Below are 14,927 nucleotides of genomic sequence, written 5' to 3'. Positions count from 1 at the left end.
CGCACCAGGCTTTTCTCTACTTCCTACTTCCTCCTCTCTACTTCCTGGCTTTCGGCTTCCCGGTTCACCGGCGGCGGACCCTTCTCGATCACCTCGATCTTCGGATCCTTCCACGGCCCGGTGATCCGGTAGACCGTACGTGCGGCCTGCTTGAGCGGCTTCTGCAGCACGGCCTGCGCCATCGCGCCCACGGCCGCGCCGACCGGGCCACCGGCCACCAGGCCGATCGCCGGCAGCACGCCGCCCGCCTTGGGCAGCACCTCGATGCGCTGGTCGTATTCCTGCCGGCGCAGATCGGTGGAGCCGCTGACGCGGATCTCGGCCGCGGGGCCGTTGATCTGCAGCAGGTCGGTACGGGCGTAACCGTCGGCGAAGACGAACTCGCCGCTCATGGTGTTGAAGGCGAAGCCCTTGTTGAAGAAGTCGCTGAAGTCCAGGCTCAGGCGGCGCGGGATTTCGGCCAGGCTGATCAGGCCGAGCACGCGGCCGCTGCCGCCGGGTTCGACCTCCAGCAGGTGGCCTTCGCCGACGTCGGCCTTCAGGCGTCCGGTGAAGCGGGCCAGGGCGAAATTGCCGGGCGATCCGGCCCAGCTGCCGTCGAGCCGGCCGCGGGTCTCGCCGTCGTCCACCATGCCGGCCAGGCCAAAAGCATCGAGCAGCTCGCCCAGGCTGCTGGCGGTGAACTCGACTTCGAAGCGCGAGCGCGCCCTGCCTTCGCCCGCGTGCTGCCACTCGCCGCTGGCCAGCAGCTCCAGGCTGGGCGAGCGGGTGCTGAAACGTTCGATGCGCAGACCTTCGGGCACCGGCACCGCCAGCAGTTCCGATTTGCCCAGCGCCAGGCTGCCCATGCGCAGGTCCTCGACGCCGAAACGCAGCGGCGGCAGCCTGCGCGGGTCGTCGCTGAGGCCGGCGTCGGCCGCCGCGATCTGTTCCAGCGTCGGCTCGGGTTTCTGCGGCCAGTGCAGGCGGCTGAAGCTGCCCTGCACGCCGAGCGAGAGTTCCGAGGGAATGTCCACGCGCCCGGAGATCGCCGGTCCCTCCAGCGACACGCGCGTGGTCGCCGCCTCGCGCCGCAGCTGCAGACGCGTGTCGGCGAAGGGCGAACCCAGCAGGTCCAGCGTCGCCACCCGCAGGTCGACCTCGCGCAGCGCGCCGGCGCCTTCGCCCTTGGCGGCGAAGCCGATCCAGCCGGCGGCATCCAGGCTTTCGCTGACGCCGCGCACGACCAGGCCCCGGTCGGGCAGCGCACCAGGCTCGCCGGGACCAAAATGGATCAGGCCGGTCATGGCCTCGTCGGCGCCGACGCGGCCGCGCATCCGCATCACCTCGCCCAGGCGCAGCTGCACCTCGCCGGCGCCGACCGGCAGCGGCGCCTGCAGGCTCAGCGGCAGCGACGTGCCCGCGGCCTTGGCCAGCGGCGCCGGCAGGCCCACGGCGGTGCCGACCAGGTCGGTGGTGATGTTGAGCTGGGCCGGCGGCGTGGTCTGGCCCGGCAGCGCCTGCGGGATGCGCACGTCCACGGTCCAGGCGCTGCTGCCCTGCAGCCAGGGGTCGAGCCAGGCCAGCGGCGGATGCCGCGCCAGCAGCACCTGCGGCGGCAGCTCGCCGACCAGGGTGGCGCGCGCCGCCAGGGCCGGCTCGCCGGTGAAGCTGCCGACCAGCAGGCTGAAGGTGGCCGGCTTGCCTTCGAACTCGACCGCCAGCTGTTCGGCGGCGAAACCCTGGTCGCTGAAGCGCGTTCGGCCGCTGACCTGGCTGAAGTCGATCTTCCAGCGCGGGTCCGAAAGCTGCGCCTTCTCCAGGTCCAGCGTGCCCTCGATGCGCCGGCCGCCCAGGCGCGCGGCCAGCGGCAGGTCCAGGTCCAGCGCGACCGTGGCCGGGCCGCGGATGCGGGCGTTGCGCAGGTGTTCTTCGTAGCGCTGGCGCAGTGGACTGGCCAGCATCAGCGCCTGCAGCGACTCGCCGTTGGCCGGTGAGTCGATGTCCAGCAGCAGCCGCGGGTCCTTGAAGTCGGCAATGCCGCCGGCGACGCGGCGCACCCGGTTGCCCTGGATCATGCCCTCGCCTTCCAGCGCCATGCCCGGCCCGTCGAAGCTCACATCCAGGTCCAGCGCTTCGGCCGGCGGCCACTCGGGATTGAAGGCGACGCGCGCCTGGCGCACCCGCGCGCGCGCGTCGAAGCGGCCCTGGCGCTCGCGGAACGGCCAATCGTCGAGGTCGCCGGCCAGCACCGCCCGGCCCTTTTCGACGCGGCCGTCCCGCAGCGCGTTGTCGAGCCAGTCGATGGTGGCGGGCGGCATCTTCCCGACCACCCAGAACTTGTGCGAGGTCACGACGGCGGACTCGTCCACGTCCGCGGCCAGGTCCAGGCGCGGACGGGTGCCGTCGCCGGGGAACTGCAGTTCGGCGCGCACCGTGGCGCCGAAGTCGGCGCCGCGAACGCGCAGGCCGCCGGCACCGGCGGTCCACTGCCCGCCGTCGCGCCACCAGCCGAGCGTGCCGTCCATGCGCAGGTCCAGCGGCTGCCGGAAACGCGGCCAGTCGAAGCGCGCCGACCCGTCGGCCAGCCGCAGCACGCCGCCGCCCTCGTCGAAGGCGGCATCGCCGCTCAGGCCCTGCAGACCGGGGCTGTCGCCATAGGGGCTCCAGCCGACCGCGTCGAAGCGCGCCGACCCGCTCCACTCGCCCTCGCGCCCGCGCACGTCGAGCCAGCGCAGTTCGCCGTCGGGCGCGGCTTCGTGCAGCCAGCGGCGCAGGCCGGCGGGCACGGCCGGGCTGAGCGTGGCCAGCGCACGCGCCGGCGCCAGGTCCAGGCGCGGCGCCTGCAGCGCGAAACGCTTGCCGCCGGCCAGCCACAGGCCGTCGAAACTGCGTGGCTCGCGCCGGCCGGTTTCGTGGAAGTCCAGCTGCGGCACGTGCAGCTGCCAGCCGTTGTCGTCCACCTGCCAGCGCGCCAGCAGGTTGGCGCGTTCGAAAGCGACCGGCGGCGATTCCAGCCGACCGTCGCCGCGGTCGCGCCAGGGCTGGCGCGCGCCCAGCGCCAGGGGCGAAAACTCGGCGCGGCTGCGCACGTCCATCACCCGCTGGGCCTGGATGCGCGCCCACAGGTCCAGGTCGCCGGCGCCGGCGAAGACCAGACCGGTGTCGGCCAGCAGCGGCGACCATTCGTCCAGGCGCAGCTTCCTGCCACCGGCCCAGAGCTGGCCCGACCACTCGCCGCGCTCCAGGTCCACCACCGCGTTGAGCGGCGTGCCGGCGCGATCGGCCCAGGCGCGCAGGCCGGCCCTGACGGTCGAACCGCTGACGCGCAGGCGCAGGTCCACCCGCGGCAGGCGAAGCTCGGAGCGCAGCGCCGGCGAACTCACGGTCAGGCGCGCGCGTTCGACCTGCAGCTCGCCCAGGGCTTCGAGCGTGTCCAGCGGATCCACGCCGGGCTGCGGTTCGAAGGGCAGGCCGGCCAGGCGCCAGCGCCGGTCCTCGCCCTGCTCCAGGCGCAGCGACAGCTCGCGCACCTTCAGCTCGGTCAGGTTGCCGCCCGGCAGCAGACCCGAATACACCGCCACCAGCAGTTCGGCGCGGCCGATGTCGAGGCTGCGGCCGCCGGCACCGATGCGCAGGCCGTCGAGCGTGAAGCGCGGCCCGCGCCGGGTCCATTCGCCGACCGCGCGGGTGAAGCTGACCGGCTCGCCGATGCGATCGCTCAGCCAGGCCGCGACCTTGTCCGGATGGCGCTCGACCAGCGGCAGCAGCTGGTTGAGGCCGCCGACCAGGGTGGCGGCCAGGATCAGCAGGACGAGCGCGCCGTAGCCGAGGAAACGGCGGGCATGGCGGATCCGGCGGCGCAGCGGGCTGGTCATCGACCGGTCAGAGCAGGACCACGTCGTACTGTTCCTGCGCGTACTGCTCGTCGGCCTGGAAGCGGATCGTCTTGCCGAGGAATTCCTCCAGCTCGGCCACCGCCGCCGACTCCTCCTCGGTGATCTTGGTGACGACCTTGGGCGAGGCGATCACCAGCAGCTGCGAGGCCTCGAACTGGCGCACCGCGCGGGTGATCTCGCGGAAGATCTCGTAGGTCAGCGTCTCGGCGGTCTTGAGCGTGCCGCGACCGCCGCATTCGTGGCAGGGCTCGCAGAGCTGGCGCTCGAGGCTGTCGGTGGTGCGCTTGCGCGTCATCTCGACCAGGCCCAGCGGCGAGAACTCGTGCACCGAGGTGCGGGCGTGGTCGTGCGACAGGCCCTTCTCGAGCGTGCGCAGCACCTGGCGGCGGTGCTCGTCGTCGGTCATGTCGATGAAGTCGATGATGATGATGCCGCCCAGGTTGCGCAGCCGCAGCTGGCGCGCCACTGCCTGCGCGGCCTCGAGATTGGTGCGGTACACCGTCTCCTCGAGGTTGCGCTGGCCGAGGAAGCTGCCGGTGTTGACGTCCACCGTCGCCATCGCCTCGGTCTGGTCGATGATCAGGTAACCGCCGGACTTGAGCGGCACCTCCTTCTGCATGGCGCGCAGGATCTCGTCCTCGACGCCGTAGAGGTCGAAGATCGGCCGCTCGCCGGAGTAGTGCTCGATGCGCTCGGCCAGGGCCGGCATGAACTGCGCGGCGAAGGCGCTGAGCCGGTCGAAGGCCTCGCGCGAATCCACCCGGACCTTGTCCACGTCCTTGCGCATCAGGTCGCGCACCGCGCGCAGCGGCAGCGCCAGGTCCTCGTAGATGCGCTGGCCGACCTTGGTGGTGGCGCTGGCGCTGCGGATCACGTCCCAGGCGCGGCGCAGGTAGGCCACGTCCTCGGCCAGGGCCTCGTCGGGCTGGCCTTCGGCATTGGTGCGCACGATGTAGCCCTGGCCGCTGCCGTTGGCCAGCTCGGCCATCAGGGTCTTCAGGCGCGCGCGCTCGGTTTCGTCCTCGATGCGCGCCGACACGCCCAGCACGCGCGAATGCGGCAGGAACACCAGGTAGCGCGACGGGATCGAGATCTGCGTGGTCAGGCGCGCGCCCTTGCTGCCGATCGGGTCCTTGACCACCTGCACCACGATCTCCTGGCCCTCATGCACCAGCGCATTGATCGCCGGCGGCGGGCCGGACGGCGGCGGCGGTTCGTCGCCCTCGCCGGTCTGCACCTGCGGCACCTTCAGGATGTCGGAGGCGTGCAGGAAGGCGGCGCGGTCCAGGCCGATCTCGACGAAGGCCGCCTGCATGCCGGGCATCACCCGCTGCACCCGCCCCTTGTAGATGTTGCCGACCACCCCCCGGCGCGAGGTGCGCTCGATGTGCAGCTCCTGCAGCATGCCGTTCTCGACCACGGCCACGCGGGTCTCGCGCGGAGTGACGTTGATCAGGATTTCCTCGGACACGCGCTTCCCCGGTCAGTCGAGCAGGCCGAACCCGCGCAGCAGGCGGGCGGTCTCGTGCAGCGGCAGGCCCATCACGCCGGTGAAGCTGCCGGAGAGATGGGAAACGAAGGCGCCGGCGCGGCCCTGGATGGCATAGGCGCCGGCCTTGCCGGACCACTCGCCGGTGGCGAGATAGGCGGCGACGCGCGCGTCGGTCAGCGGTTCGAAGCTCACCTCGGACACGCTGGTGGCGTGCAGTTCGCGGCCGGCGCTGACCAGCCACACCGTCGACAGCACGCGGTGGGTGCGCCCCGAAAGCCGCATCAGCATGCGGGTGGCGTCGTCGGCGTCCGCCGGTTTGCCGAACACCTCGTCGTCCAGCACCACTTCGGTGTCGGCGCCGAGCACCACGGCACTGGGATTGGCGACCACCGCCAGCAGGCCGGCGCCGGCCTTCTCGCGGGCGACGCGGCTGACGTAGGTTTCCGGCGGTTCGCCGGGCAGGCGCTGTTCCGGCACGTCCACGTCCAGCAGGCCGAAGGACAGGCCGAGTTGTCCCAGAAGGTCACGGCGTCGGGGCGATTGCGAGGCGAGATAGAGCATCGGCCAAGCATAGCCGTTGCGGCTGAATCCCGGCACCCGGCGCGGCTGCCGGACCCCCGGGGATTCAGGCCCGGTGGTAGGGGTGGTTGGCGAGCAGGCTGGCGGCGCGGTAGAGCTGTTCGGCCAGCACCAGGCGCACCAGCATGTGCGGCAGGGTCAGCGGTCCGAGCGACCAGCTTTCATGGGCCGCGGCGATCACTTCCGGTGCGTGCCCCTCGGGGCCGCCGATCAGGAAGGCGAGGTCGCGGCCCTGCTGGCGCCAGTGCTCCAGGCGCTGCGCGAGCTGTTCGGACGAGTACGGCTTGCCGCGCCCGTCCAGGCTGACCACGTGCGGATTGCGCGGCACCGCGGCCAGCACGCGCGCGCCTTCGTCGGACATGGCGCGGGCGGCGTCGCGGCCCTTGCCGCGCAGGCCGGGCGCGACTTCGACCAGCTCCAGCGGCAGCCAGTGCGAGAGGCGCTTCTGGTATTCGGAAAACCCGGCGGCGACCCAGTCGGGCGCGCGTTCGCCGACGGCGATGAGCCGTGCCTTCACTCTTCCGGCGGCTGGTCGCCGACGGTCCAGAGGCGCTCGAGCGCGTAGAACTCGCGCACGCGCGGCAGCATCACGTGCACGATCACGTCGCCCAGGTCCACCAGCACCCACTCGGCCTCGCGCTCGCCTTCCACGCCCAGCGGCATCACGCCGCACTTCTTGGCGAAGCGCACCACTTCGTCGGCGACCGACTTCACGTGGCGGGTCGAGGTGCCGGACACCACCACCAGGTAGTCGGCGATGCTGGTCTTGCCGCGCACGTCGATCTCGACCGCGTCCTTGGCTTTCATCTCCTCGAGGGCCAGATGGACCTGCTTGAGGATCGCCTCCGGCGAGGGGGCCGGGTCGGGCATCTGGGTCTTGATGACGTGGGCTTGGGTGGTCAACGGGGTGCTCGGCGGGAAAGACGGCCCGGATTATACGCCGCCGGGACGGCCCTGGCCCGCGTAAAGACTGCGCACCGCGATGTAATCCCTTACCGCCGGCGCCAGCCAGCCGCCGTCGCCCTGCCCGTCCCGCAGGCGCTGGCGCAGCTCGGTGGCCGAGGCCGGGTGCAGGGGCATGTCGAGCCTGAACAGCGCGCCGGCCGGCGCGGCGCGAAGGGCGGCCGGGTCCTCGGTCCAGCGCCCGGCGCAGGCGGCCTCGAGGTCGGGCGGCAGCGCCTCGAGGTCGTGGCCCGGCCGCACCGCGACGACAAAATGGGCCAGCGCCAGCAGTTCGGACCAGTCGTGCCAGGTCGGCAGGCCGCGGAAGGCGTCGGCCCCGACCAGCCAGGCCAGGGGCGCGTCCGGACCGATTTGTGCGCGCAGCCCGCGCAGGGTCTCGACCGTGTAGGACGGGCCGGCTCGCTCCAGCTCGCGCCGGTCGACCCGGAGGCCCGGTTCGCCGGTGATGGCCAGGTCGAGCATGCGGGCCCGCTGCAGCGCGGAGGCGCCCGGGGGCGGCCGGTGCGGCGGGTCGGCGGCGGGCAGGAAGGCCACGTCGGCGCCCAGCGCCGCGCGCGCCGCCCGCGCCACCGCGAGGTGGCCGGCGTGGACCGGGTCGAAGGTGCCGCCGTAGAGCAGCGTCAGGCTCATGACGCCAGCAGCTTGCGTCCGCGCGCCTCGGCAATCGCCACCAGCAGGCGTTCGAGCAGCAGCCAGGGATCGCCGTCTCCGCGGCCCTTGGCGGCGCGGTCGATGCGGCCGCATTCGGCGGCGAAACTTTCCCAGCGCGAGGCCGGGTGCCGCTCCAGCGCGCGCCGGTAGATCGCCTGCTTGCTTTCCCAGATGCGCGCGTCGCGCATCGCGCTCATCACGTTGCCCGATTCCGCGGCGCGGGCCAGGCCGCACAGCGACAGCACTTCGCGGGCGACCATCGGCATCAGTCCGGCGACCTGCTCGCCCTCGCCGCGCAGCGCCGCCAGCATGCGCACCGCGCGCACCGGCTCGCCGGCCAGGGCCGCGTCGACCAGCTTGAACACGTCGAAACGCGAGGAATCGGCGACCAGGCGCTCCATCTGCTCGACGTCGATCGCCTCGGCCGACGGCCCACGGGCGCCGCCGCCGACCAGCAGGGCCAGCTTGTCCACTTCCTGGGCCGCGGCCAGCAGGTTGCCCTCGACGCGGTCGGCCAGGCGGCGCACGGCGTCGGGCGTGGCGACCAGGCCACGGCTGCGCAGGCGGCGCAGCAGCCACTCGCCCAGCTCGTGGGTCTTGAGCGGATACACCGGCACCAGGTGCCCGGCCCTGGCGATCGCCTCGCTCCACTTGCCGGCGTGCGATTTGCTCCAGTCCTGGGCGGTGATCAGCAGCACGGTGTCGGGCGGCGACATCTCGCAGAATTCGCGCAGGGCCTCGCTGCCGTCCTTGCCGGGCTTGCCGGTGGGCAGGCGCAGGTCGAACAAGCGGCGGGTGGCGAACAGGCTCAGCGAAGCGATGCCCTGGGTGAGCGTGTTCCAGTCGAAGCGGGCGTCGACGTCGTAGACCTCGCGTTCGGTATAGCCCTCTTCGCGGGCCCGGGCGCGGATCGCGTCCGCGGCCTCCTGCACCAGCAGCGGTTCGGCGCCCGCGACCAGGTAGACCGGGCGCAGCGGTTCGCCGGCGAGCTGGCGCTCCAGGCGGTCGGGGCGCAGCTCCATTATTTCGCGCGCAGCACCGCGTCCAGGCGACGCAGGATCGCCGCCTGCATGTCGCGGCGCAGCTCGTCCTCGATCAGCCGCTGCTCGGCCGGGCTGCCGGCCTGGGCGAAGGCGTCGTAGGTGAATTCGCGGGTGAGCTCGATGGTCTGTTCGGGCAGGCGGCGCTTGCCGTCGGCGCCGATCAGGTCGAAGCGCACGCGGTAGAGCGTCTCGTACTCGCGCACCAGGGCGCGACGGTCCACGGTCAGCGGCCGCGTGGACAGCCGTTCCGAGCGCACCCGCAGCGTGGCCGAAGGCTGGCCCTCGACCGCGGCCTGCACGCCGGCGCGGGTCAGGGCCACCGAGAGGCCCTGGGCCAGGGTGCTGTAGGGATCGGCGGTCTGGACCTTCACCGGCCCCAGGTCCTCGGCCAGCACCAGGGTGCCGCGCGGATGGAAGCCGCAGGCCCCGAGGGCCAGGACCAGGCAAGCCAGGAGCAGTACACGAGACATCCTATTCACCCGATCACCCCGCGACGATGTTGACGATCTTGCCCGGCACCACGATGACCTTGCGCACCGACATGCCTTCCATGAACTTTTGCACGTTCGGCTCCGCCAAGGCCAGCGCTTCGATGGTTTCCTTGCCGGCATTGACCGAAACCTCGATGGTCGCGCGCAGCTTGCCGTTGACCTGGACCGCCAGCACGGCCGCCTCGCGGACCAGGGCGGCGGGGTCGGCCTCGGGGAAACGCTGGTCCTCCAGCGTGGCCTCCGGATGGCCCAGCAGCTGCCAGAGCGCGTGCGAGGTGTGCGGGGTGATCGGATTGAGCAGCAGCGTGACCGCCTCGAAGCACTCCTGGCGCAGGGCGCGGCCCTGGTCGCCGTGGTCGTCGAACTTCGAGATCGCGTTCATCAGCTCCATCACCGCGGCGATGGCGGTATTGAAGGTGTGGCGGCGCGCGTAGTCGTCGCCGACCTTCTGGATGGTCTCGTGCAGCTGCCGGCGCAGGGCCTTCTGCGCCGCGTCGAGCGTGGCCACGTCCAGCGCCGGCGCCTTGCCTGCCGCCACGTGCCGGTGCACCTGCGCCCACAGCCGGCGCAGGAAGCGCGCCATGCCTTCGACGCCGGCCTCGTTCCATTCCAGGCTCTGGTCCGGCGGCGCGGCGAACATCGAGAACAGGCGCACGGTGTCGGCGCCGTACTTGTCCACCATGGTCTGCGGGTCGACGCCGTTGTTCTTCGACTTCGCCATCTTCTCGGTGCCGCCGATGTGCACCGGCTTGCCATCGGCGCGCAGCACCGCACCGGTGGCGTGGCCCTTGGCGTCGCGCACCACGTCCACGTCGGCGGGGTTGAACCAGTCGTTGGGCGCGCCCGGGTTCTCGCGGTAGAAGGTGTCGGCGACCACCATGCCCTGGCACAGGAGATTCGTGGCCGGTTCGTCCGTCTTCACCAGCCCCGCGTCGCGCATGAGCTTGTGATAGAAGCGGAAATACATCAGGTGCATGATCGCGTGCTCGATGCCGCCGATGTACTGGTCGACCGGCAGCCAGTAGTTCGCACGCTCATCCACCAGGTCGTTGGCGCCCGGCGAGGTGTAGCGCGCGTAATACCAGCTCGACTCCATGAAGGTGTCGAAGGTGTCGGTCTCGCGTTCGGCCGCGCCGCCGCAGTGCGGGCAGGTGGTCTTGCGCCATTGCGGGTCGGCCTTGATCGGCGAGGCCACGCCGGTGAAGGCGACGTCCTCGGGCAACACCACCGGCAGCTGGTCCTCGGGCACCGGCAGCGCGCCGCATTTTTCGCAGTAAACCACCGGGATCGGGCAGCCCCAGTAGCGCTGGCGGCTGACACCCCAGTCGCGCAGACGGAAGTTCACCCGGCGCTGGCCCTGGTGCCTGGCGGCGAGCTGCTCGGCCAGCGCGTCGAACGCCGCCTGGTAGCCGAGGTTGTCGATGGCGCCGGAGTTGACCACGCGCAGGCGCGGGTCGGCCTTGTCGCCGTACCAGTCCTGCCAGGCCGCCGCGTCGTAGGTCTCGCCTTCCATCGCGATCACCTGCTTGATCGGCAGGCCGTACTTGTGCGCGAACTCGAAGTCGCGCTGGTCGTGGCCGGGCACGGCCATCACCGCACCGGTGCCGTAGCCCATCAGCACGAAGTTGGCGACCCACACCGGCACCTTCTCGCCCGACACCGGGTGGATGGCGTACAGGCCGGTGAAGATGCCGCGCTTCTCCTGCGTCTCGAGCTCGGCTTCGGAGACGCCGCCGCGGCGGCAGTCGTCGACGAAGGCCTTGACCTCGGCGTTGCCCGACGCCGCCCACAGCGCCACCGGGTGTTCGGCGGCGACGGCGACGTAGGTCACGCCCATCAGCGTGTCGGGGCGCGTGGTGAACACGGTCAGCGGCTCGGCCAGCGCTTCCATCGCGAAGCTGATCTCGAGGCCTTCGCTGCGGCCGATCCAGTTGCGCTGCATGGTCTTGACCGCCTCGGGCCAGCCCGACAGCGTGTCCAGGCCGTCGAGCAGCTCCTGCGCGTAGTCGGTGATCTTGAGGAACCACTGCGGGATCTCGCGCTTTTCCACCAGCGCGCCGGAACGCCAGCCGCGGCCGTCGATCACCTGCTCGTTGGCGAGCACGGTGTGGTCCACCGGATCCCAGTTCACTACCGAGTTCTTGCGGTAGACCAGGCCCTTCTTCATCAGGCGCGTGAACATCAGCTGCTCCCACCGGTAGTACTCCGGCGTGCAGGTGGCGAACTCGCGGCTCCAGTCGTAGGCGAAGCCCAGGCGCTGCAGCTGGGCGCGCATGTGCTCGATGTTCCTGTAGGTCCACTTCGCCGGCGCGGTCTGGTTCTTGATCGCGGCGTTTTCGGCCGGCAGGCCGAAGGCGTCCCAGCCCATCGGCTGCAGCACGTTGTAGCCCTTCATGCGCCGATGCCGGCTGATCACGTCGCCGATGGTGTAGTTGCGCACGTGGCCCATGTGCAGCGCGCCCGAGGGATAGGGCAGCATCGAGAGGCAGTAGTACTTCGGGCGCGAGGTGTCTTCGGTCACCCGGAATGCGCCGGTGGCCTGCCAATGGGACTGCGCGGCGGTTTCCACCGCCTTCGGATCGTAGGCGTTGGGGTCTTGGATGTCGGACATGGGGTTGGGACAGGAAAAAACAGGCCGCCAGCGTAACAAATCGGGGCCGGGCTTGGCTCCCACGGCGGGCGCGGGGGATGGTTATGATCGGGCCTTCGCCCCGGAGACCCACCCATGCAACCGACCCGCTGCCTCGGACTGACCTCGCTCGCCCTCGCACTCGCCCTGCCCGCCGCCGCCCGGGCCGAGACCCTGGCCCTGCACTGCGGCCAGCTGTTCGACGCAGCCGCGGGGCGCAGCCTGTCCGAGCAGACCGTGGTGGTGGCCGAGGGCAAGGTGCGCGAGATCCGCGCCGGGCACGGAGCCGTGGACGGCGCCCGGTCGGTGGACCTCAAGGGCCACACCTGCAGCCCGGGCTGGATCGACCTGCACGTGCACCTGCGTGGCGAATCCAACCCGCAGGCCTATTCCGAAGGGTTCCGTCTCAACCCCGAGTTCACCGTGCTGCGCTCGGTCGGTTACGCCCGCAAGACGCTCGACGCCGGTTTCACCACCGTGCGCGACCTCGGCGGCGAGACCACCCTGGCCCTGCGCGACGCGATCAACCAGGGCCTGGTGCCGGGTCCGCGCATCTACGCCGCCGGCAAGGGCATCGCCACCACCGGCGGCCACGGCGACCCGACCAATGGCCTGAGCCACCTGCTGGCCGACGCGATCGGCACGCCCGGCCCGTCCGAGGGCGTGGTCAACAGCCCGGACGAGGCCCGACAGGCGGTGCGCCAGCGCTACAAGGACGGCGCCGACGTGATCAAGATCACCGCCACCGGCGGCGTGCTCAGCTATGCCCGCAGCGGCGACGCGCCGCAGTTCACCGTCGACGAGGTCGCGGCCGTGGTGCAGACCGCCCACGACTACGGCTACCGCGTCGCCGCGCACGCGCATGGCAAGGAAGGCATCCGCCGGGCGATCCTGGGCGGCGTGGACTCGATCGAACACGGCACCTACATGGACGACGAGATCTTCGCCCTGATGAAAAAACACGGCACCTGGTACGTGCCGACCATCTCGGCTGGCCGCTTCGTCGCCGAGAAGGCCAAGATCGACGGCTATTACCCGGCGGTGGTGCGGCCCAAGGCCGCGCGCATCGGCGCCCTGATCCAGGACACCTTCGCCCAGGCCTGGCGCGCGGGTGTGAAGATCGGCTTCGGCACCGACGCCGGCGTGAGCCTGCACGGCGACAACGCCGACGAGTTCCTGTTCATGGTCGAGGCCGGCCTGCCGCCGGCGCGGGCGCTGCAGACCGCCACCGTGAACGCCGCCCAGGTGCTGGGCGTGGCCGACATCGGCCAGCTGGCGCCGGGTTTCCGCGCCGACGTGGTGGCGATGCCCGGCGATCCGCTGAGCGACATCAAGGCCGTGAAGCGCGTGGACTTCGTGATGAAGGACGGCGTGATCGTGCGCCAGCCCGACTAGGCCCAAAGGCACCGGCACCACCGGCACGCGGCAGCCGGCGGCCGCGGCCGGCAGGCTGCCCGCTCCTTCCGCTCCCGGCCCGCCATGACCCTCGCGATCCAGACCACGGCCCTCACCCGCCAGTTCGCCGGCGGGCACGGCATCCGCGACGTCGCGCTGGCGGTGCCGGCCGGCAGCATCTACGGCTTCCTCGGCCCCAACGGCGCCGGCAAGACCACGACCATCCGCCTGCTGTTGGACCTGATCCAGCCCGACCGCGGCGAGATCCTGCTGCTGGGCCAAACGCTGCGCCGCGACCGGCGCGCCGCGCTCGCCGAGGTCGGCGCGCTGGTGGAGTCGCCCTCGCTCTATCCGCACCTGAGCGGCTGGGAGAACCTGGAGATCGCCCGGCGCCTGCTGGCCCTGCCGGTGGAACGCATCATCGAGGTGCTGGCGCGCGTGGACCTGGCCGACGCCGCGCACCGGCGCGTGCGCGACTACTCGCTGGGCATGCGCCAGCGCCTGGGCATCGCCCTGGCCCTGCTGCCGCGGCCGAAACTGCTGGTGCTGGACGAACCGGGCAACGGCCTGGACCCGGCCGGCCTGCAGGACCTGCGACGCATGCTGCGCGAGTTCGCGCGCCGCGACGGCATCACCGTGCTGGTGTCGAGCCACCAGCTGGCCGAGGTCGAACAGGTCGCCACCCACGTCGGCGTGCTCACCGCCGGGCGCCTGCGTTTCCAGGGCACGCTGGCCCAGCTGCGCGAACGCGCGCGGCCGCAGCTGCTGCTGCGCTGCGACCAGCCGGCGCGCGCCCGGCAGCTGCTGCTGGAGATGGGCGAACAGGCCGCGTTCGCCAGCGACGACACCCTGCGCCTGGCCTCGACGCTGCCGGCCGAAGAAATCAACCGCCGGCTGGTCGGCCAGGGCATCGGCATCCGCCACCTGGCGCACGAAGACGTGACGCTGGAATCGCTGTTCTTCGCCCTGACCGGCGACGACGCCGTGGAGCAGGCCGCATGAGCGGCGCCGGTCCGGCCGGCGCGCCGGCGACACCGCCGTTCCCGGTCGCGCTGTGGCGCACCCTGCACGCCGAACGCCTGAAGCTGCGCGGCACCCTGGCGCTGTGGATGTGCGTGGTGGCGCCGGCGCTGGTGGTGGCGGTGGTGGTGCTGCAGCTGGTGTTTTCCGAGCTGGGCCGGCCGCTGCCGCCCGAGCAGGCCTGGACGCGGCTGTCGATGGGCGTGCTGGCGCTGTGGTCCTTCCTGATGCTGCCGCTGTTCGTGACCCTGGAAGCGGCCCTGCTGGCCCAGCTCGAACACGGCGGCAACCAGTGGCGGCGCCTGCTGGCGCTGCCGCTGCCGCGCGAGGTGCACTACCTCGCCAAACTGATCGCCCTGTTCGGCCTGCTGGCCGCGGCGCAGGCCGTGGTCGTGGTCCTGATCCCGGTGGCCGGCGCCGTGCTGATGCTGTGCAAACCCGGGCTGGGCCTGGCCGGCGCGGCGCCGTGGCCGCTGCTGCTCGCCGTCGCGGCCAAGGGCCTGCTGGCCTCGCTGCTGGTGGTCGCCCTGCACACCTGGATCGCGCTGCGCTGGCGCAGTTTCGCCGTGGCCTGCGGCACCGGCATGGGCGCGACCGTGATGGGTTTCCTGATCGGCCAGTCGCCGCGCTACGGCAGCTGGTATCCGTGGTCGCTGCCGGTGCAGACGATGGGCGAAGGCAGCGACGTCGGCCGCATCCTGGCCTTCAGCGCGATCGCGGCCGTGCTGGTGACCCTGGCCGGCCTGTGGGAATTCCGCCGCAGCGACCACGACTGATCCGCGGCCG

The 14,927-nt window shown here is 71.8% G+C and carries 12 protein-coding genes; 3 read left to right on the top strand and 9 right to left on the bottom strand.

The window, feature by feature from the left end:
- Window positions 1–23: 23 nt before the first annotated feature.
- The 9 genes from E1B00_RS00125 to leuS form a co-directional block, all read right to left on the bottom strand.
- Window positions 24–3,857 (bottom strand): YhdP family protein, encoded by a 3,834-nt coding sequence (locus E1B00_RS00125; protein ID WP_139444644.1) that lies wholly within the window; start codon window positions 3,855–3,857, stop codon window positions 24–26.
- A 7-nt stretch (window positions 3,858–3,864) separates the two neighbouring features.
- The gene (gene rng / locus E1B00_RS00120) at window positions 3,865–5,349 is read right to left on the bottom strand and encodes a ribonuclease G (protein WP_139444643.1); all 1,485 of its coding nucleotides are present in this window, start codon (window positions 5,347–5,349) and stop codon (window positions 3,865–3,867) included.
- 12 nt (window positions 5,350–5,361) lie between these two features.
- Window positions 5,362–5,931: a Maf family protein gene (locus E1B00_RS00115; RefSeq protein WP_139444642.1), complete on the bottom strand. Its 570-nt coding sequence runs from the start codon at window positions 5,929–5,931 to the stop codon at window positions 5,362–5,364.
- A 64-nt stretch (window positions 5,932–5,995) separates the two neighbouring features.
- Window positions 5,996–6,466, bottom strand: a complete 471-nt coding sequence (gene rlmH / locus E1B00_RS00110; protein WP_139444641.1) for a 23S rRNA (pseudouridine(1915)-N(3))-methyltransferase RlmH — start codon at window positions 6,464–6,466, stop codon at window positions 5,996–5,998.
- On the bottom strand, window positions 6,463–6,852 hold the full coding sequence (rsfS, locus tag E1B00_RS00105) for a ribosome silencing factor (protein WP_139444640.1): 390 nt from the start codon (window positions 6,850–6,852) through the stop codon (window positions 6,463–6,465). Before rsfS ends, rlmH begins: the two co-directional genes overlap by 4 nt.
- 30 nt (window positions 6,853–6,882) lie before the next feature.
- On the bottom strand, window positions 6,883–7,542 hold the full coding sequence (nadD, locus tag E1B00_RS00100; protein ID WP_139444639.1) for a nicotinate-nucleotide adenylyltransferase: 660 nt from the start codon (window positions 7,540–7,542) through the stop codon (window positions 6,883–6,885).
- A complete protein-coding gene (gene holA / locus E1B00_RS00095) occupies window positions 7,539–8,585 on the bottom strand; it encodes a DNA polymerase III subunit delta (RefSeq protein ID WP_139444638.1) in 1,047 nt (348 codons plus the stop codon). Before holA ends, nadD begins: the two co-directional genes overlap by 4 nt.
- Entirely contained in the window at window positions 8,585–9,076 is a 492-nt protein-coding gene (locus tag E1B00_RS00090; protein WP_139444637.1) for an LPS-assembly lipoprotein LptE, read from the bottom strand. Before E1B00_RS00090 ends, holA begins: the two co-directional genes overlap by 1 nt.
- 13 nt (window positions 9,077–9,089) lie before the next feature.
- Window positions 9,090–11,708, bottom strand: a complete 2,619-nt coding sequence (gene leuS / locus E1B00_RS00085) for a leucine--tRNA ligase (protein ID WP_139444636.1) — start codon at window positions 11,706–11,708, stop codon at window positions 9,090–9,092.
- A 114-nt stretch (window positions 11,709–11,822) separates the two neighbouring features.
- On the opposite strand from leuS, the gene E1B00_RS00080 reads away from it, so the two are divergent.
- The 3 genes from E1B00_RS00080 to E1B00_RS00070 all read left to right on the top strand — a co-directional run bounded on the left by E1B00_RS00080 (window position 11,823) and on the right by E1B00_RS00070 (window position 14,917).
- Window positions 11,823–13,121 (top strand): metal-dependent hydrolase family protein, encoded by a 1,299-nt coding sequence (locus E1B00_RS00080; RefSeq protein WP_139444635.1) that lies wholly within the window; start codon window positions 11,823–11,825, stop codon window positions 13,119–13,121.
- 84 nt (window positions 13,122–13,205) lie between these two features.
- Window positions 13,206–14,123: an ABC transporter ATP-binding protein gene (locus E1B00_RS00075; RefSeq protein ID WP_139444634.1), complete on the top strand. Its 918-nt coding sequence runs from the start codon at window positions 13,206–13,208 to the stop codon at window positions 14,121–14,123.
- Entirely contained in the window at window positions 14,120–14,917 is a 798-nt protein-coding gene (locus E1B00_RS00070) for an ABC transporter permease (protein ID WP_139444633.1), read from the top strand. Before E1B00_RS00075 ends, E1B00_RS00070 begins: the two co-directional genes overlap by 4 nt.
- Window positions 14,918–14,927 lie beyond the last annotated feature (10 nt).

Source organism: Arenimonas terrae (genome assembly GCF_006265115.1).
Classification (GTDB): Bacteria; Pseudomonadota; Gammaproteobacteria; order Xanthomonadales; family Xanthomonadaceae; genus Arenimonas; species Arenimonas terrae.
This window is presented reverse-complemented; position numbering and strand designations above follow the sequence as displayed.